This is a genomic window from Azotobacter chroococcum (genome assembly GCF_002220155.1).
GTDB lineage: Bacteria > Pseudomonadota > Gammaproteobacteria > Pseudomonadales > Pseudomonadaceae > Azotobacter > Azotobacter chroococcum.
In genome coordinates this window covers 966,888-984,980 of sequence record NZ_CP011835.1, presented here as the reverse complement: position 1 = coordinate 984,980, position 18,093 = coordinate 966,888, and the positions used below count along the sequence as shown (strand labels likewise).

Genomic DNA, 18,093 nt, shown 5'->3' with positions numbered 1-18,093 from the left:
ATCGGTTTTATTTTCCGCCCATCGCGCAGAACACTGTCGCTTGCAAGGACGCAGCCTGTCTCGCTACGCCCGGGTATCGGCGTGCCCGAGACAACGATTGAACAAGGGCCACGACTTCAAAAGAGCGTGGCAATGCGGTTTTTTCACTACTTCAAAAGAGTGTGGCGAGCAATGAACGACGATGCGTCCCGAGCGAACATTGATGCTCCTTCGCCCATCGACAATCCAGTGACCGAGAGATCGGGGTCTACCCGCTAGGGCCGGCCGAATGGATGCCGCGACGAGAGTCGCTAATTGCCGGGACGGAAAACCCGCCCGCTTTCCCGGCAGCCACGCAGGTGTCCCATGTGAGCACAGCCGAGTGTTCGGCAGGTGCCCGTCAAGGAACAACGGATAACAGGCCGACCGGGCGGCCGGAGCATCCTCGAGTGGTGCAACGGCGCAGCCAGCTGCCTGAGGAACAGGCGCAAGGTCGTACTGCCAATTTGGTGTTGCAGATTTGGAGGCGTTAATGGCGCATAAAAACTACGAAGTCGATGTGGTGCTGGTCGGTGCCGGCATCATGAGCGCGACACTGGGCGTGCTGCTGAAGGAACTCGATCCCGGCATCAAGCTGGAAATCATCGAAATGCAGGACTCCGATGCCCTGGAAAGTTCCAACCCCTGGAACAATGCCGGTACCGGACATGCCGGCCTGTGCGAGCTGAACTACACCCCGCAGGCGGCAGACGGCTCGGTCAAGGCGCAGAAGGCCGTCGAGATCAACGCCAAGTTCGAGGTTTCCAAGCAGTTCTGGGCCTACCTGCTGGAGCAGGGCAGCTTCGGCTCGGCGCAGTCCTTCATCAATCCCGTTCCGCACCTGAGCTTCGTGCGCGGCGAGAAGGACATCGGCTTCCTCAAGACGCGCTTCGAGGTGCTGAAGAAGCATCACTGCTTCGCCGACATGGAATACACCGAGGACAAGGCGACCCTCGAGGAGTGGATGCCGCTGATGATGGCCGGCCGCGACCCGAACGAGCGCCTGGCCGCGACCCGCGCCCTCGGCGGCACCGACGTCAACTTCGGCGCCCTGACCGGCCAGCTGCTGCAGCACCTGACCGGCAAGGCCGACGTCACCGTCAGCTACGACCACAAGGTCACCGGCCTCGAGCGCGCCGACAGCGGCTGGAAGGTCACCGTCAAGGACAGCAAGTCCGGCGAGAGCCGCGACATCAAGGCCGGCTTTGTGTTTCTCGGTGCCGGCGGCGGCGCCCTGCCCCTCCTGCAGATGTCCGACATTCCGGAAGGCCACGGCTACGGCGGCTTCCCGGTCAGCGGCCAGTGGCTGCGCTGCGACAATCCCGAGGTGGTCAAGCAGCATCAGGCCAAGGTCTACAGCCTGGCCGCGGTCGGCGCGCCGCCGATGTCGGTGCCGCACCTCGACACCCGCGTGGTCGACGGCAAGAAGTCCCTGCTGTTCGGGCCCTACGCCGGCTTCACCACCAAGTTCCTCAAGCGTGGCTCCTTCCTCGACCTGCCCAAGTCGATCCGCCTGGGCAACATCGGCCCGATGCTGGCGGTGGCCCGCGACAACATGGACCTGACCCGCTACCTGATCAAGGAAGTGAAACAGTCCATGGGCGATCGCCTGGAAACCCTGCGCGGCTTCTACCCCGAGCTCAACCCCCAGGACTGGCGCCTGGAAGTCGCCGGCCAGCGCGTGCAGATCATCAAGAAGGATGCCGAGCGCGGCGGCAAGCTGGAGTTCGGCACCGAGATCGTCGCGGCCGCGGACGGCTCCATCGCCGCTCTGCTGGGCGCCTCGCCGGGTGCCTCGGTTTCCGTGTCGGCCATGCTCGACCTGCTGCAGCGCTGCTTCGCCGAGCGCATGCAGTCCGAAGCCTGGAACGGCCGTCTCAAGGAGATCTTCAAGGCCTCCGGCAAGGAACTGGAGAACGACGCCGAACTGTACCGCAGCGTGCAGGCCGCCTCGAACCAGCGCCTGGGCCTGTTCACTCCCGCTCCGGCCAAGACCGCACCCGCGGCAGCCAGCGTCGACAGCTGAGTAAACCGCCGGCCATGAAAAAACCGCCTGAACAGGCGGTTTTTTCGTTTCCAGGAATCGCCCGCTTCAGCGCTGGGCGGCAGCCCGCACGATGTCGATGTAGGGCTCGGCAAGACGCTGGTCCTGAACCAGCGCGATGAAGTCGCGGCCCTGGACGTCCTGCGCCGCGAGGTCGTAGCCGGCCTCGACGAAGAAGCCCACGAAGCGCTCGAAATCGTCCACCCGCAGCCCCCGGTAGGCCTTGACCAGCTTGTGCAGGGCGGGCGGCGTGGCGTCGGCCGGCTCGACATCGAGGAACAGGCGGATCTTCTCCTCGCTGATTTCCTCGCCAATCACCTGCTTCTTGTCTTTCTTGCGCATGTTTCGCTCCATTGACCGATTTCGAAGGGGTGGCAGTTTAGCCGCGCTCGACGCGCGGCGCCTCACAGCCCCTTGACCGCATAGATGCCGGCCGCGTTGCGCCAGTAGCCCTTGTAGTCCATGCCGTAGCCGAAGACATAGCGGTCCGCGCAGCTCAGTCCGACGTAATCGGCCTTGAGACCGGGCGAGGCCTTGCGCTGGTGCTGCTTGTCCACCAGCACCGCGGTATGCACGGTGCTGGCCCCCTCGTGGCGGCAGAAGTCGATGATCGCCGCCAGCGTGTGCCCCTCGTCGAGAATGTCGTCGATGATCAGCACGTCGCGGTCGATCAAGGAGATCTCCGGCTTGGCCTTCCAGAACAGGTCGCCGCCGCGGGTCTCGTTGCGGTAGCGGGTGGCATGCAGATAGGACAGCTCCAGGGGGAAGCCCAGCAGCGGCAACAGCTTGCCGGCGAAGACCAGCCCGCCGTTCATCACGCAGAACACCACCGGATTGCGCTCGACCAGCTCGGCGTTGATCGCCTCGGCGACGCGCCCGATCGCCGCCTCGACTTCGGCATGGTTGAACAGGCAGTCGGCCTCCGCCATGACTTGGCGGATATGGGCGAGATCGACGGACATGGCATTTTCCTCGGGTGGGTGGAGCACTGAAGGCCTGCCGCAGCAGGCCGGCCCCGGCAATCGGAGCGGGAACGTTACCCAGCGTCCCCGGCGCGGGCAAGCCCCGCGGCCGGACCGCACAACACTGCCCATTCATTCTCCGCCGGGCCGGTGTTTTAATTCGGGCACCATCCCCGAACGCCGGAGCCCTTCATGCCCATCCACGAAATCCGCCACCCGCTGATCCGCCACAAGCTCGGCCTGATGCGCCGCGCCGATATCAGCACCAAGAGCTTCCGCGAACTGGCCCAGGAGGTTGGCGCCCTGCTCACCTACGAGGCCACCCAGGACCTACCCCTGGAGAGCTGCCAGATCGAGGGCTGGTGCGGTCCGGTGGAGGTGGACAAGATCGCCGGCAAGAAGATCACCGTGGTGCCCATCCTGCGCGCCGGGATCGGCATGCTGGACGGCGTGCTGCGGCTGATCCCGAGCGCCAAGGTCAGCGTGGTCGGCCTGTCGCGGGACGAGGAAACCCTGGTCGCGCACACCTACGTCGAGAAGCTGGTGGGCGAGATCGACCAGCGCCTGGCGCTGATCATCGACCCCATGCTCGCCACCGGCGGCTCCATGATCGCCACCATCGACATGCTGAAGAAGGCCGGCTGCAAGGAGATCCGCGCCCTGGTGCTGGTCGCCGCGCCGGAGGGCATCCGCCTGCTCGAGCAGACCCACCCCGACGTGACCATCTACACTGCGGCCATCGACCAGCGCCTCAACGAGAACGGCTACATCATCCCCGGCCTCGGCGATGCCGGCGACAAGGTCTTCGGCACCAAGCAGAAGCCGAGTTGAGGCTCTGAGCCTGTTCACGATCTAGCGAGCTAAGGTCAAGCAAGGCGAAATCGGGTGAGGAAGCGGAGTTTACGAGCGGTAAATGAGCATTCCGAACCCGATTTCAACGCAGCATGGCCGACGCGCAGCAGATCATGGACAGGCTCTCAGGCCGGCGTGCGGCACATCTGCGCCAGCGCGGCCGCCCACGCCGGATGGTCGTTGAGGCAGGGCACCAGGAGCAGTTCCTCGCCGCCGGCCGCCCGGAACTGCTCGCGACCGCGCTGGCCGATTTCCTCCAGGGTCTCGATGCAGTCGGTGACGAACGCCGGACACATCACCAGCAGCTTCTTCACCCCGCGCGCGGCCAGCGCGTCGAGCTGCTCCTCGGTGTAGGGGCCGATCCACTTGGCGCGGCCCAGGCGCGACTGGAAGGCTACCGACCACTGCCCCTCGCTCAGCCCCATCTGCCGAACGAAGCCCTCGGCGCTGCGCAGGCACTGCGCCCGGTAGCAGCGCGCCAGCACCTCCGGCGGCGCCTGGCGGCAGCAGTCGGCGCCGCTCAGGCAATGCCTGCCGCTCGGATCGGCCTTGCGCAGATGCCGCTCCGGAAGGCCGTGAAAACTCAGCAGCAGATGGTCGAAGCCCTGCTGCAGGTGGGGCCTGGCGCTCTGCACCAGGGCCTCGAGGTACTCCGCCCGGCCGAAGAAGGGCGCCAGCACCTCCAGCTCCAGTTCCAGACCGCTCGCGCGCAGCACCCGCCGGGTCTCCTCCACCACGGTGGTCACGGTGCTGTCGGCGAACTGCGGATAGAGCGGCGCCAGGGTCACCCGGCGCACGCCATCCTCCGCCAGCCGGTTCAGCGCCGCCTCGATGGACAGGCTGCCGTAGCGCATCGCCAGCTCCACGGGTCCCTCGTGCCAGTGGGCCTGCACCGCCTCCTGCAGGCGGCGGCTGAGGGCGACCAGCGGCGAGCCCTCCGGCCACCAGATCGAGGCATAGGCATGCGCCGACTGCTCCGGCCGCTTGCGCAGGATCAGCGAGACCAGCAGGCGGCGCAGCGGCCAGGGCAGGTCGATCACGTAGGGGTCCATGAGGAACTGGTCGAGGTAGCGGCGCACGTCGGCCACCTCGGGGGAATCGGGCGAACCCAGATTGACCAGCAGCAGCGCGTGATCGGTCATGCGGCATCCTTGAGTCGGTGGTCGCCCAGCAGATCGGCCAGGGCGGCGTTGAGATCGGTGAAACGAAACGCGAAGCCCGCGTCGGACAGGCGGGCCGGCACGGCGCGCTGGCTGCCGAGCAGCAGTCCGGCGAGTTCGCCGAGGCCCAGGCGCAGGGCGAAGGCCGGCGCCGACAGCCGCGCCGGCCGGTGCAGTACCTGGCCCAGGGCGCGGGCGAACTCGCCGTTGCGCACCGGCTGCGGCGCGCAGGCATTATAGGGACCCTGCGCATCCTCCCGGTGCAGGAGAAAGTCGATCAGCGCGACCTGGTCGGCGATGTGCACCCAGGGCATCCACTGCCGGCCGTTGCCGAGCGGCCCGCCCAGCCCCAGGCGGAACACCGGCCGCAGGCGCTGCAGAAAGCCGCCGTCGGGCGCCAGCACCAGCCCGCTGCGCAGCAGCACGACGCGGATGCCCAGCTCCTCGGCGCGCCGCGCCGAATCCTCCCAGGCGCCGCACAGCTGGCTGGCGAAATCCGTGCCGACCGGCCCCATGTTCTCGCGCAGCTCGCGCTCGCCGCCATCGCCGTACCAGCCCACCGCCGAGCCGGAAATCAGCACCCGCGGCCGCTGCAGACGCGTCTGCAGCCAGCCGACCAGCTGCTCGGTCAAGGTGATCCGGCTGGACCAGAGCACGGCCTTGCGCCGGCGCGTCCAGGGCCGTTCGGCGATGGGCGCGCCGGCCAGGTTGATCACCGCATCCAGCGTCTCGCCGTCCAGTTCCTCGAGCCGCCCGATTCCGCGCACGGCAGATCCGCAGAGGCCGGGAACCTGCTCCGGCGAGCGGCTCCACACCGTCAGCCGGTGCCCCTGGGCACTCCAGTGCCGACACAGGGAACGCCCCATCAGTCCGGTACCGCCAGTCAGCAAAATGTGCATTGTCCTCTCCTCGCATTGCCCAAAGGCACGCATGGCCCTACTTTGAATTTATGACGCTTTTACGCTTTCGCACTTGTGGATTTAGGAGTACAGATGAAGGAGCACCAACCGTTGTGATCTGCGCCGGGTGCACGGAGCGGGGAGTCCGTCGGCGGCGCGCCTGCTGAAGGGGTACGAGGTAAACCATGACTTTTCCTATTGCCATCATTGGCACGGGTATCGCGGGGCTCTCCGCGGCGGGGGCACTGCACGCGGCGGGACTCGAGGTTCAGCTGTTCGACAAGGGCCGCGGCAGCGGCGGCCGCATGGCCAGCAAGCGCACCGAGGTCGGCACCCTCGACCTGGGCGCCCAGTATTTCACCTGCCGCGACCGCCGCTTCGCCGAGGCGGTCCAGCAATGGCGCAGCCACGGCTGGGTCGCCGAATGGCAGCCCAGTCTTTACGACTCCGCCAACGGCATGCTGCGCCCGTCCCAGGACGAGCAGATCCGCTGGATCGGCACGCCGCGCATGAGCGCCCTGACCCGCGGCCTGCTCGGCGACATGCCGGCACGCTTTTCCTGCCGCATCACCGAGGTCTTCCACGGCCAGCAGCACTGGATGCTGCAGGATGCCGACGGCAAGGCCTACGGCCCGTTCAGCCAGGTGGTGGTGGCCACGCCCTCGCCCCAGGCGGCGCAGCTGCTGGCGGCGGCCCCCAAGCTGGCCAGCAGCGTGGCCAGCGTGGCGATGGAGCCGAACTGGGCGGTCGCCCTGTCCTTCGAGCAGACGCTGGACACCCCAGTGGACGGCTGCTTCATCCAGGACAGCCCGCTCGAATGGGCGTCGCGCAACCGCGGCAAGCCCGGCCGCGCCAGCCAGCCGGACACCTGGGTGCTGCAGGCCGGCAGCCGCTGGACCCGGCAGCACCTCGATCTGCCCAGGGAGCAGGTGATCGAACAGCTGTACGGCGCCTTCGCCGAAATGATCGGCTGCACCGTGCCCGAACCGGTGTTCGCCCTCGCCCACCGCTGGCTCTACGGCCGGCCGGTCGGCAGCCACGGCTGGGGTGCCCTGGCCGATTCCAGCCTGGGCCTCTACGCCTGCGGCGACTGGTGCCTGTCCGGGCGCGTCGAAGGCGCCTGGCTCAGCGGCCAGGAGGCCGCCCGCAAGCTGCTGCAACACCGCGCGAACTGAACGCCGCCCCCCTCCCGAAGCACACCTGCCCGACGGCCACCGCAAGGCGGCCGTCACCGATGCCTGCCCAGCCGCCCGACTGCCGCGCAGCCATGCCGCCCCCATGTCTCGCTCCTCCCCGGCACCAGCGGCCAAAAGCTATACAAACAGTTGATCATGTATAGGAATACTCCTAAGCTGGCGCATACTTATACAAATAAAAGACCATGTACAGCTATTTGCGAGGTCGCCCATGCCCACCGCCAGACCGAAGATCGCCATCAGCGCCTGCCTGCTCGGCGAGCGGGTGCGCTTCAACGCCGGCCACAAGGAGTCGCCGTTGTGCAGCCGCGTGCTCGCCAGCCACTTCGACTTCGTGCCGCTCTGCCCGGAAATGGCCATCGGCCTCGGCGCGCCGCGCCAGCCGATCCGCCTGGTCGGCGATCCGTCCCGTCCGCGGGCGGTCGGCACGCGCGATGCCGGGCTCGACGTCAGCGCGCCGCTCAGTGCCTACGGCGAGCGCATGGCCGGCGAGCTGGACGACATCGACGGCTTCATCTTCATGCAGAAATCGCCGTCCTGCGGCCTGGAGCGGGTCAAGGTCTACCAAGCCAATGGCCACCCGGCCGAGGGCGGCGGCCGCGGCCTGTTCGCCGCCGCCTTCTGCGCACGCCGTCCGGAACTGCCGGTGGAGGAGGACGGCCGCCTGCACGACCCGGTGCTGCGCGAGAACTTCGTCACCCGGGTGTTCGTGCATGCCGACTGGCGACGCCTGCTGGGCGAGGGCCTGAGCCGCCAGGCGCTCCTCGACTTCCATGCCCGCCACAAATACCTGCTGATGGCCAGCCATCCGCAACAGTACCGGGCGCTCGGCCGGCTGCTCGGCGAGGTCGGCCGGCATGCGCCGGAGGAACTCGGCCCGCGCTACTTCGCCCAGCTGATGGCGGCGCTGCGCCAGTGCGCCAGCCGCGGCAGTCACGGCAACGTGCTGCAGCACCTTTGCGGCTACCTTCGGCCGGCCCTGGAGCCGGACGAACGCGCGGAGCTCCAGCAGCTGATCGAGCAATACCGTCTCGGCATGCTGCCGCTGGTGGTGCCCCTGACCCTGCTCAAGCACCATTTCCGCCGCCATCCCCACCCCTACGTGGCCCGGCAAGTCTACCTGCAGCCGCACCCTGAAGAACTCGGCCTGCGCAACGCGATTTGAACGATGTCCGAAAAACAACTGCCCGCCTCGCCGCTCGACGAGCCCGAAGCATCCCCCGAGCCCGGCTGGCTGCCGATCCGCGAGGTCGCCCGGCAGACCGGGGTCAACCCGGTCACCCTGCGCGCCTGGGAGCGCCGCTACGGCCTGATCCTGCCGCGCCGCACACCCAAGGGGCACCGCCTGTACAACGATGCCCATGTGGCGCGCATCCATGCGGTGCTCGCCTGGCTGAACCGCGGCGTGGCGGTCGGCCAGGTCCGCGAGTTGCTCGACCGCGAGCCGCCGAGCGACGCCGAAGCGGCCCCCGACAGCCCCTGGCAGGTATTGCAGACGGAACTGCTCGCCGCCACCGAGGCGCTGGCCAGCCGCCGTCTCGATGGCCTCTTCGACCAGGCCGGCGCGCTCTACCCGGCACCCCTGCTCTGCGCGCGCCTGCTCCAGCCGCTGCTCGCCGAGCTGGAGCGGCGCGAACGGGCCGGGGCCGGGCTGGAGCGCGCGTTCTTCCTGTCCTGGCTGCGCACCCGGCTCGCTGCCCGCGTGCACCAGCACAATCGCCAGGGCAACGGCGCGCCGCTGCTGCTGGCCGGACTCGGCGGGCCGCCGCTCGAGCCCGGCCTGTGGCTCTGCGCCTGGCTCGCCACGGCGACCGGCAGCCCGCTGGAAGTGCTCGACGGCCCCGTATCCCTTACCGAACTGGAACTGGCGCTGCCACGCCTCGCGCCGCGCGCCCTGCTGCTCCATGCCGCCCAGCCGCTGACCGCGGCGCAGCTGCGCCAGCTGGGCCGCCTGGCCCACGGCAGCACACTGCCACTGCTGCTGGCCGGCCCGGCAGCGGCCGTCCAGCGGGAAGCGCTCGCCTCACTGCCCGGCCTGCTGCTGGCCGAAGATCCGCCTGCCGCGCTGCAGGCCCTGCAGAACCTGCCCGCGCGCGCCCCCGAAAAGCCGCCATGCGCCAGCTGATCTGGCTGCGCAGCGATCTGCGCGTCCACGACAACCGCGCCCTGGGCGCCGCGATGGCCGCCGGACCGACCCTCGCCCTCTACCTGCCCAGCCCCGGCCAGTGGCGCGCCCACGACGACGCCGCGTGCAAGGTCGATTTCTGGCTGCGCAACCTGGCCGAGCTGTCGCACAGCCTGGTGCGCCTGGGCGTGCCGCTGCTGATCCGTCAGGTCGAGCGCTGGGACGAGGCGCCCGCCGCCCTCGCCCGCCTGTGCCGCGAACAGGACATCGTCCAGGTGCACGTCAACGACGAATACGGGGTTCACGAAAGCCGCCGCGACGCAGCGGTGGAGGCCGAGCTGAAGGCGCAGGGCATCGGCCTGCAGCGGCACCTGGATCAGCTGCTGTTCACCCCGGGCAGCCTGCTGACCCGCGCCGGCGGCTGCTTCCAGGTGTTCGGCCAGTTCCGCCGGGCCTGCCACCAGCGCCTGGCCGGCAACCTCCCTGCAGTCGCCGGTCTGCCCGCCGCGCAGCCTCCGCTGGGCATCGCCGGCGATGCCGTCCCCGCTGCGGTCAAGGGCTTCGCCACGCCGCCGGAATCGCTGCGCCGGCTCTGGCCGGCTGGCGAGACAGCCGCGCAGCGGCGCCTGCACGAATTCGCCGAGAACCGCCTCGCCGCCTACGCCGAAGCCCGCGACTTTCCCGCCGAGCCCGGCACCAGCCGGCTGTCGCCCTACCTCGCCGCCGGCGTGCTGTCGCCGCGCCAGTGCCTGCACGCAGCATTGCAGGCCGGTGGCGGCGACTTCGACCGCCCGGGCGTCTCCGCCTGGCTCGACGAGCTGCTCTGGCGCGAGTTCTACAAGCATGTGCTGGTCGGCTATCCGCGGGTGTCGATGGGCCGCGCCTTCCTCGCGGAAACCGAGGCCCTGCCCTGGCGCGATGCCCCGGCGGAACTGGCGGCCTGGCAGCAGGGGCGCACCGGCTTTCCGCTGGTCGATGCGGCGATGCGCCAGCTGCTCGCCAGCGGCTGGATGCACAACCGCCTGCGCATGGTGGTCGCCATGTTCCTGAGCAAGAACCTGCTGATCGACTGGCGGCACGGCGAGCGCTGGTTCATGCGCCACCTGATCGACGGCGACCTCGCCGCCAACAACGGCGGCTGGCAGTGGAGCGCCTCCACCGGCACCGATGCGGTGCCCTACTTCCGCCTGTTCAACCCGCTCGCCCAGTCGCGCAAATTCGATCCGGAGGGGCGCTTCATCCGCCAGTGGCTGCCGGAGCTGGAGGACCTGGACAAACGCGACATCCACATGCCGCCGGGACTGCTGCGTCCCGCCGGCTATCCGCCGCCGATCGTCGAGCTGCCCTCCAGCCGCGAACGCGTCCTGGCCGCCTTCAAGGCCCTGCCCCGCCGCGGCTGAGCAGTCAGCCGGGCAGCGCCTCGACCGCCGTGGCCGCGCCCCACAGCCGCGGCAGCACCCGCGCCAGTTCGGCCGGATCGCCGCTCGACCAGAAACGCGCCGTGGCCGGCCCGGCGGCCAGCAGATCGCGGGCCTCAAGCAGGCGCTCGAGCTGGCGGGCCACCGCGGCGCCGGTGTCGATCAGGCTGACCGACTCCGGCACCAGCTCCCTGAGCAGCGGCCTGACGAAGGGGTAATGGGTGCAGCCGAGGATCAGGGTGTCGCAGCCCTCGGCCAGCAGCGGCGCAACCAGGCCCTGCAGCAGTTCACGGGTCTGCGGCCCGTCCAGCTCGCCGGCCTCGATCCGCTCCACCAGGCCGGGGCAGGGCTGGGTGATCACCCGCACATCGCCGGCGAAGCGGTCGAGCAGCGCGGCGAAGCGGGCACTCTTCAAGGTGCCGGTGGTCGCCAGCACGCCGACCTGGCCGCTGCGGGTGGCCGCCGCCGCCGGCTTCACCGCCGGCTCCATGCCGACCACCGGCAGCTCGGGATACAGCTCGCGCAGTTCGGCCACCGCCGCCGCGGTGGCGGTGTTGCAGGCCAGCACCAGTGCCTTGGCGCCCTGCTCGAGGAGGAAGGCGGCGATCTGCCGACAGCGCTCGCGGATGTACTCGGGACTCTTCTCGCCATAGGGCACGTGGCCGCTGTCGGCGACGTAGCACAGCGATTCCCGGGGCAGCCGGGCGCGGATCTCGCCCAGCACCGACAGGCCGCCGACCCCGGAATCGAAGACGCCGACCGGCGCCTCACTGGCCATGCCGCACTCCACAGACCGGGCACTGCGGATCGCGCCGCACGCGCAGCTCGCGGAAGCGGCTGGTCAGCGCATCGACCAGCAGCAGGCGGCCGACCAGCGGCTCGCCGAAGCCGGCCAGCAGCTTGAGCGCCTCCAGTGCCTGCAGGCTGCCGACCAGGCCGACCAGCGGACCGACCACTCCGGCCTCGCTGCAGGTCAGCTCGGCCTCGCTGCCGTGGCCGTAGAGGCAGTGGTAGCAGGGACTGTCCTCGCCTCGCGGGTCGAACACCGAGAGCTGGCCCTCGAGGCGGATCGCCGCGCCGCTGACCAAGGGCTTGCCGGCGGCCACGCAGGCGGCGTTGACCGCCTCGCGGGTGGCGAAGTTGTCGCTGCAGTCGAGCACCAGGTCCACCGCTGCCACCGCTGCGGCCAGCGAGTCGGCGTCCAGGGCGCCGCGCAGCGGGTGCAGGACGACCTCGGGATTGAGCGCCGCCAGCCGGGCCAGCGCCGAATCCACCTTGGACTGGCCGACGCTCGGCGTGTCGTGCAGGACCTGCCGCTGCAGGTTGGTCAGGTCCACGCTGTCGAAGTCCGCCAGATGCAGCTCGCCGACCCCCGCCGCCGCCAGGTAGAGCGCCACCGGCGAGCCCAGCCCGCCGAGGCCGACGATCAGCGCGCGGCTCTGCTTCAGGCGCAGCTGGCCGTCCACGTCGATCTGCGGCAGGAGGATCTGGCGGCTGTAGCGCAGCAGTTCTTGATCACTGAGCATGGATTTGTCCTGACGAAAGATGGATTCGATGAATGGGCGAACCTGGGAGCCCGGCGGCTCCGTCGCACACCTCCGGCCTCACGCCGCCAGCCGTCCCAGGCTGATGCGCTCGTGGCCGCCGAGGTCGCGGCGGCTGTGCACCTCGACGAAGCCGCCGGCCGCCAGCAGCGCGCGCACCGCGCCGGCCTGCTCGAAGCCATGCTCGAGCAGCAGCCAACCGCCGGCGGCGAGATGGTCGGGCGCCGCGGCGACGATCCGGCGGATGTCGTCCAGCCCGTCGGCGCCGGCCACCAGCGCGCTGGCCGGCTCGAAGCGCAGGTCGCCCAGCACCAGATGCGGATCGTCGGCGGCGATGTACGGCGGATTGCTGGCGATCAGCTCGAAACGCCGGCCGTCCAGCGCGGAAAACCAGTCGCTCTGCAGGAACGCGGCGTTGCCCAGCCCCAGCCGCCGGCGGTTGCGCTCGGCCAGTTCGACCGCGTCGACAACCCGGTCGACGCCGGTCAGCCGCCAGGCCGGGCGCTCCGCGGCCAGCGCCAGGGCGATGGCGCCCGTGCCGGTGCCGAGGTCGAGCACCGCGGCATCGCTCGCCGGCAGCAGCGCCAGCGCGGTCTCCACCAGCAGCTCGGTGTCCGGGCGGGGAATCAGGGTCGCCGGCGCCACCTCCAGATCGAGGCTCCAGAAGCCCTGCCGGCCGAGGATGTAGGCCACCGGCTCGCCGGCCCGGCGGCGCGCCAGGTCGGCGGCGAAACGTGCAGCCACCTCCGCCGGCACTTCGCGCTCGGGCCAGGTGCGCAGGTAGCTGGCCGGCTTGCCCAGCGCCGCGGCGAGCAGCCACTCGGCATCCAGCCGCGGGCTCGGCGAGTCGGGCAGCTCGGCGCTGTTCAGCAGGTTCTCGATGGTCGGCATGCGTCGATTCCGTAGGCGTCGTAGGGCGGGTGAAACCCGCCGATTTCGGTGCGTCCCCGCGCCATGTTCGGCGGGTTTCACCCGCCCTACGCATCAATCGCCCAGCGCGGCCAGCTGGTCGGCCTGGTATTCGCTGAGCAGGGGCTCGATCACTGCGTCCACGCCGCCGGCCATGACCTCGTCGAGAGCGTAAAGGGTCAGGTTGATGCGGTGGTCGGTGACCCGCCCCTGCGGGAAGTTGTAGGTGCGGATGCGTTCGGAACGGTCGCCCGAACCGACCAGCAGCTTGCGCGTCTCGGAGATTTCCTTGTGCGCGGCGGCGTCCTGGCGGTCCTGCAGCTTGGCCGCCAGCCAGGCCATGGCCTTGGCGCGGTTCTTGTGCTGCGAGCGCTCCTCCTGGCACTCGACGACGATGCCGGTGGGCAGGTGGGTGATGCGGATCGCCGAGTCGGTCTTGTTGACGTGCTGGCCGCCGGCGCCCGAGGAGCGGTAGGTATCGACGCGCAGCTCGGCCGGGTTGATCTCGATCGCCGCCTGCTCGTCCGGCTCCGGCAGCACCGCGACGGTGCAGGCCGAGGTGTGGATGCGGCCCTGCGACTCGGTTTCCGGCACGCGCTGCACGCGATGGGCGCCGGACTCGAACTTCAGCTTGCCGTAGACGTGGTCGCCCTCGACGCGGGTGATGATCTCCTTGTAGCCGCCGTGCTCGCCGGGGTTCTCGGAGAGGATCTCGATCCGCCAGCCCTGCTTCTCGGCATAGCGCGAGTACATGCGGAACAGGTCGCCGGCGAAGATCGCCGCCTCGTCGCCGCCGGTGCCGGCGCGGACTTCCAGGAACACGTTGCGCCCGTCGTTGGGGTCCTTGGGCAGCAGCATGCGCTGCAGGCGGTCCTCCAGGCCGACCAGCCGCTCGCGGGCCTCGGCCACCTCCTCGGCGGCCATCTCGCGCAGGTCCGGATCGCTGTCCTTGAGCAGCGCCTGGGCGCCCGCCAGGTCGTCTTGCACCTTGCGGAATTCGCGGTAGGCGGCGACCACCGGCTCGACCTCGGCGTACTCCTTGGAGTAGGCGCGGAACCGGGTCTGTTCGGCGATCACCTCGGCATCGCCGAGCAGCGCGGTGAGTTCCTCGTAACGGTCGTGCAGCAGGTCCAGTTTGTTCAGCAGGGAAGCTTTCATCGTTTCGACTCACCCTCGTCGAGGGCAAAGAGTTCCTGGGCCACGGCCAGCGCATCGAGGCGGCCGTCGGCGGAGAGTTTCTTCAGCTGCACGCTGGGCGCATGCAGCAGCTTGTTGGTCAGCCCGCGCGCCAGGGCGGCAGCCACCTCCAGCGGATCGGAACCATTGGCCAGCAGGCGCTGGGCCTTGGCCAGCTCCTCGTCGCGCAGACGCTCGGCCTGCTGGCGGTAGGCCTTGAGCACGTCCACCGCGGCCAGCTCGCGCAGGCGCAGCATGAAGTCGTCGGCGCCGGCGGCGACCAGCTCCTCCGCCGCCTGCGCCGCGCCCTGGCGGCTCCTCAGGTTTTCCTCGATGACCTCGTGGAGGTCGTCGACGCTGTACAGGTAGATGTCGTCCAGCTCGCCCACTTCCGGCTCGATGTCGCGCGGCACGGCGATGTCGACCATGAACATCGGTTTGTGCTTGCGCTGCTTCAGGGCGCGCTCGACTGCGCCCTTGCCGAGGATCGGCAGCTGGCTGGCGGTGGAGCTGATGACGATGTCGCTGTTGGCCAACTCCTGGCCGATGTCGGCGAGCATGATCGCCTGGCCGCCGACCTGTTCGGCCAGGAACCGACCGCGCTCCAGGGTGCGGTTAGCGACGACGATGCGCTTGACGCCCTGTTCGTGCAGGTGGCGGGCGACCAGGGTGATGGTTTCGCCGGCGCCGATCAGCAGCGCCTGGCTGCGCTGCAGGTCGCTGAAGATCTGCTTGGCCAGGCTGACCGCGGCGAAGGCCACCGACACCGGATTCTCGCCGATGGCGGTGTCGGTGCGCACCGCCTTGGCGGTGCTGAAGGTGGCCTGGAACAGCCGGCCGAGCAACGGGCCGACGGTGCCGGCCTCGCGCGCCACGGCATAGGCGGTCTTCATCTGGCCAAGGATCTGCGGCTCGCCGAGCACCAGGGAGTCGAGCCCGGAGGCGACGCGCATCATGTGGCGCACCGCGGATTCGTCCTGATGCACGTAGGCGCAGGCGCGCAGCTCGTCCAGGCTCAGCCGGTGGTAGTCGGCCAGCCATTGCAGCACCGTATCGACCCCCGGGCTATCCTGCTCCAGATAGAGTTCGCTGCGGTTGCAGGTAGAGAGGATCGCCGCCTCGCGGCTGTCGGTATGCCGGCAGAGCTGCTGCAGTGCCTCGGCGAGCTGCGCGGGAGTGAACGCCACGCGCTCGCGGACATCCACCGAGGCGGTCTTGTGGTTGATACCGAGGGCGATGAATGCCATTCAGGTGCGCAGATCCGAACAGGGAAAGCACGCGATTGTCCTACTTCGTCAGATGGAGAACAACCTCCGCCCGCCTGCCCTGCGCCCCGCCGGCCCCCGTAGCCATGGGCTTGACCGGCGGCTTGTGTCATGATGCCTCCCACTTTTCCGGTGCAACCATCGCTTTCCCCTCCCTATGAATAAAATCTTCGCCTCGCTGGCCGTCATGATGTTTCTCGGCGGCTGTCAAAGCCTCTCCCAGCCGGGTAGCAGACCGCCGGCGAAAGAGGCGCTCGCACCGTCGCCCGCCCCGGCCAGCCCACCGCCGCCGCAGCCGGTCGGCTCGTTCCGCGAAGACACCCTCTACAGCCTGCTGGTCGGCGAACTGGCCGGGCAGCGCAACCGCTTCGACATCGCCCTGGAAAACTACGCCGCACAGGCCCAGACCACCCAGGACCCCGGCATCGCCGAACGGGCCTTCCGCATCGCCGAATACCTCGGCGCCGACCAGAGCGCCCTGGACAGCGTGCTGATCTGGGCGGACAACGCCCCGGCCAACCTCGACGCGCAGCGCGCCGCCGCCATCCAGCTGGCGCGCAACGGCCGCTACGACGAATCCATGCGCTACATGGAGAAGGTCCTGCAGGCCCAGGGCGATACCCATTTCGACTTCCTCGCCCTGGCCGCCGCGGAGAGCGACCCGGAAACCCGCGCCGGGCTGCTGCAGAGCTTCGACCGGCTGCTCGCCAAGTCGCCGGAGAACGGCCAGCTGCTGTTCGGCAAGGCGCTGCTGCTGCAGCAGGATAATCGCCCGGAAGAGGCCCTCGAGCTGCTCGAGGAGCACCCGGCGAGCGAGCAGGAAATCGCCCCGCTGCTGCTGCGCGTGCGCCTGCTGCAGGGCCTGGAGCGCAGCGACGAGGCCACCGCCCTGCTGAAGAAGGGCATGCGCCAGCACCCCGACGACAAGCGCCTGCGCCTGACCTACGCCCGCCTGCTGGTCGAGCAGGACCGCCTCGACGATGCCAAGGACGAGTTCGCCACCCTGGTCGAGCAGTTCCCCGAGGACGACGACCTGCGCCTGTCCATGGCGCTGGTCTGTCTGGAGGCCCAGGCCTGGGACGAGGCGGCGGTCTACCTGGAGGAGCTGATCGAGCGCGGCAGCTACGCGGATGCCGCGCACTACCAGTTGGGTCGCGTCTACGAGGAGCGCGAGGACCCGGAAAGCGCGCTGATCGAATACGCCCTGGTCAGCCCCGGCAACCACTACCTGCCGGCGCAGCTGCGCCAGACCGAGATTCTCTTCGAGCGCGGGCGCCCCGAGGAAGCCTCGGTGCGCCTGGCGCGCTCCCGCGACAACCAGCCGGACTACGCCCTACAGCTCTACCTGATCGAGGCCGAGGCGCTGACCAACCGCGATCGCCTCGAGGAGGCCTGGCAGGTCATCGACCGTGCTCTGAAGCAGTTCCCGGGCGACCTCAACCTGCTCTACACCCGCGCCATGCTGGCCGAGAAGCGTGGCGACCTGGCCCAGCTGGAGAGCGACCTGCGCTTCATCATCGCGCGCGAGCCGGATAACGCCATGGCCCTCAACGCCCTCGGCTACACCCTGGCCGACCGCACCACCCGCTACGCCGAGGCCAAGGCGCTGATCGAGCAGGCCCACCGGCTGAACCCGGACGACCCGGCGATTCTCGACAGCCTCGGCTGGGTGCATTACCGCCTGGGCCAACTGGCCGAGGCCGAGCGCCTGCTGCGCCAGGCCGCCGAACGCATCTCCGACCACGAAATCGCCGCCCACCTGGGCGAAGTGCTCTGGGCCCGCGGCAAGCAGCGCGAGGCCCGCAAGGTCTGGGCCAGGGCCCTCGAGGAGCAGCCCGACAGCGCCATCCTGCGCAGCACGCTGCTGCGCCTGACCGGATCCGAGACCTTCTGAGCCATGCCCACCCCCTTTCTTCGCCACGGCCTGCTCTTCGCCCTGCTCGCCCTGCTCGCCGGCTGCGCGGGCCTGACCTCCCGGGAAGCCCTCGAGGGCCAGGGCGACCCCGAACGCTGGCGAGCGCACAAGCGCGAGATCGGCGCCCTCGACGCCTGGCAAATCAGCGGCAAGGTCGGCATCCAGGCGCCCCGCGAATCCGGCAGCGGCACCCTGTTCTGGCTGCAGCGCCAGGACTACTACGACATCCGCCTGTCCGGTCCGCTCGGCCGCGGTGCGGCGCGGCTGACCGGGCGCCCCGGCGGCATCGAACTGGAGGTCGCCGGCCAGGGACGCTACCAGGCCGAATCGCCGGAAGCCCTGCTCGAGCAGCAGCTCGGCTGGCGCCTGCCGGTTTCCCACCTGCTCTGGTGGGTGCGCGGCCTGCCGGCTCCCGGCAGCCGCAGCCAGCTCACCCTCGACGGCGACAGCCATCTGGCCCGCCTGCGCCAGGACGGCTGGCAGGTCGAATACCAGCGCTACGCCGAGCAGAACGGCTTCTGGCTGCCCGAGCGCCTGAAGCTGTACGGCCAGGACCTGGTCATCACCCTGGTGATCAAGGACTGGCAACCGCGCCGACTGGGACTCTGAA

General features: G+C 69.5%; 17 protein-coding genes. 8 read left to right on the top strand and 9 right to left on the bottom strand.

Annotated features, from left to right (window positions below; all coding sequences use genetic code 11):
• Nucleotides 1-511: 511 nt before the first annotated feature.
• The gene (mqo, locus tag ACG10_RS04530; RefSeq protein WP_089167302.1) at nucleotides 512-2,044 is read left to right on the top strand and encodes a malate dehydrogenase (quinone); all 1,533 of its coding nucleotides are present in this window, start codon (nucleotides 512-514) and stop codon (nucleotides 2,042-2,044) included.
• Nucleotides 2,045-2,110: 66 nt separating this feature from the next.
• On the opposite strand, the gene ACG10_RS04525 is transcribed toward mqo, so the two are convergent.
• Nucleotides 2,111-2,404, bottom strand: a complete 294-nt coding sequence (locus tag ACG10_RS04525; protein ID WP_039802253.1) for a PA4642 family protein — start codon at nucleotides 2,402-2,404, stop codon at nucleotides 2,111-2,113.
• A 62-nt stretch (nucleotides 2,405-2,466) separates the two neighbouring features.
• Nucleotides 2,467-3,024, bottom strand: a complete 558-nt coding sequence (locus ACG10_RS04520) for a hypoxanthine-guanine phosphoribosyltransferase (protein WP_089167301.1) — start codon at nucleotides 3,022-3,024, stop codon at nucleotides 2,467-2,469.
• Nucleotides 3,025-3,216: 192 nt separating this feature from the next.
• Between ACG10_RS04520 and upp the strand changes: the two genes are divergently transcribed.
• The gene (gene upp / locus ACG10_RS04515; protein WP_039802249.1) at nucleotides 3,217-3,855 is read left to right on the top strand and encodes a uracil phosphoribosyltransferase; all 639 of its coding nucleotides are present in this window, start codon (nucleotides 3,217-3,219) and stop codon (nucleotides 3,853-3,855) included.
• Between the two features lie 146 nt (nucleotides 3,856-4,001).
• Here the strand turns inward: upp and hemH are convergent, their stop codons facing one another.
• Together hemH and ACG10_RS04505 are read right to left on the bottom strand one after the other, a co-directional pair.
• Complete coding sequence (hemH, locus tag ACG10_RS04510) at nucleotides 4,002-5,018, bottom strand: ferrochelatase (protein ID WP_089167300.1); 1,017 nt, start codon at nucleotides 5,016-5,018, stop codon at nucleotides 4,002-4,004.
• The gene (locus ACG10_RS04505; protein ID WP_198319014.1) at nucleotides 5,015-5,935 is read right to left on the bottom strand and encodes a TIGR01777 family oxidoreductase; all 921 of its coding nucleotides are present in this window, start codon (nucleotides 5,933-5,935) and stop codon (nucleotides 5,015-5,017) included. Before ACG10_RS04505 ends, hemH begins: the two co-directional genes overlap by 4 nt.
• 185 nt (nucleotides 5,936-6,120) lie before the next feature.
• On the opposite strand from ACG10_RS04505, the gene ACG10_RS04500 reads away from it, so the two are divergent.
• From ACG10_RS04500 to ACG10_RS04485, 4 genes are all read left to right on the top strand, one after another.
• Nucleotides 6,121-7,110 carry an NAD(P)/FAD-dependent oxidoreductase gene (locus tag ACG10_RS04500; protein WP_089167298.1) on the top strand — a complete coding sequence of 330 codons (990 nt, stop codon included), beginning with the start codon at nucleotides 6,121-6,123 and terminating at the stop codon, nucleotides 7,108-7,110.
• 232 nt (nucleotides 7,111-7,342) lie between these two features.
• On the top strand, nucleotides 7,343-8,296 hold the full coding sequence (locus tag ACG10_RS04495) for a YbgA family protein (RefSeq protein ID WP_089167297.1): 954 nt from the start codon (nucleotides 7,343-7,345) through the stop codon (nucleotides 8,294-8,296).
• A 3-nt stretch (nucleotides 8,297-8,299) separates the two neighbouring features.
• Nucleotides 8,300-9,256: a MerR family transcriptional regulator gene (locus tag ACG10_RS04490; protein WP_089167296.1), complete on the top strand. Its 957-nt coding sequence runs from the start codon at nucleotides 8,300-8,302 to the stop codon at nucleotides 9,254-9,256.
• Nucleotides 9,244-10,656, top strand: a complete 1,413-nt coding sequence (locus tag ACG10_RS04485; protein WP_089167295.1) for a cryptochrome/photolyase family protein — start codon at nucleotides 9,244-9,246, stop codon at nucleotides 10,654-10,656. The genes ACG10_RS04490 and ACG10_RS04485 overlap by 13 nt, the downstream gene beginning before the upstream one ends.
• Before the next feature lie 4 nt (nucleotides 10,657-10,660).
• On the opposite strand, the gene murI is transcribed toward ACG10_RS04485, so the two are convergent.
• The 5 genes from murI to hemA form a co-directional block, all read right to left on the bottom strand.
• Nucleotides 10,661-11,452, bottom strand: a complete 792-nt coding sequence (gene murI, locus ACG10_RS04480) for a glutamate racemase (protein WP_089167294.1) — start codon at nucleotides 11,450-11,452, stop codon at nucleotides 10,661-10,663.
• Nucleotides 11,442-12,200, bottom strand: a complete 759-nt coding sequence (locus tag ACG10_RS04475) for a molybdopterin-synthase adenylyltransferase MoeB (protein WP_089167293.1) — start codon at nucleotides 12,198-12,200, stop codon at nucleotides 11,442-11,444. The genes murI and ACG10_RS04475 overlap by 11 nt, the downstream gene beginning before the upstream one ends.
• 78 nt (nucleotides 12,201-12,278) lie before the next feature.
• Nucleotides 12,279-13,109: a peptide chain release factor N(5)-glutamine methyltransferase gene (gene prmC / locus ACG10_RS04470; RefSeq protein WP_089167292.1), complete on the bottom strand. Its 831-nt coding sequence runs from the start codon at nucleotides 13,107-13,109 to the stop codon at nucleotides 12,279-12,281.
• A 93-nt stretch (nucleotides 13,110-13,202) separates the two neighbouring features.
• The gene (gene prfA, locus ACG10_RS04465; protein WP_089167291.1) at nucleotides 13,203-14,285 is read right to left on the bottom strand and encodes a peptide chain release factor 1; all 1,083 of its coding nucleotides are present in this window, start codon (nucleotides 14,283-14,285) and stop codon (nucleotides 13,203-13,205) included.
• A complete protein-coding gene (hemA, locus tag ACG10_RS04460; RefSeq protein ID WP_089167290.1) occupies nucleotides 14,282-15,550 on the bottom strand; it encodes a glutamyl-tRNA reductase in 1,269 nt (422 codons plus the stop codon). Before hemA ends, prfA begins: the two co-directional genes overlap by 4 nt.
• Before the next feature lie 175 nt (nucleotides 15,551-15,725).
• On the opposite strand from hemA, the gene ACG10_RS04455 reads away from it, so the two are divergent.
• The gene (locus ACG10_RS04455) at nucleotides 15,726-17,462 is read left to right on the top strand and encodes a tetratricopeptide repeat protein (protein WP_039802226.1); all 1,737 of its coding nucleotides are present in this window, start codon (nucleotides 15,726-15,728) and stop codon (nucleotides 17,460-17,462) included.
• 3 nt (nucleotides 17,463-17,465) lie between these two features.
• On the top strand, nucleotides 17,466-18,092 hold the full coding sequence (lolB, locus tag ACG10_RS04450) for a lipoprotein insertase outer membrane protein LolB (protein ID WP_039802223.1): 627 nt from the start codon (nucleotides 17,466-17,468) through the stop codon (nucleotides 18,090-18,092).
• The last annotated feature ends 1 nt before the right edge of the window (nucleotide 18,093 follow it).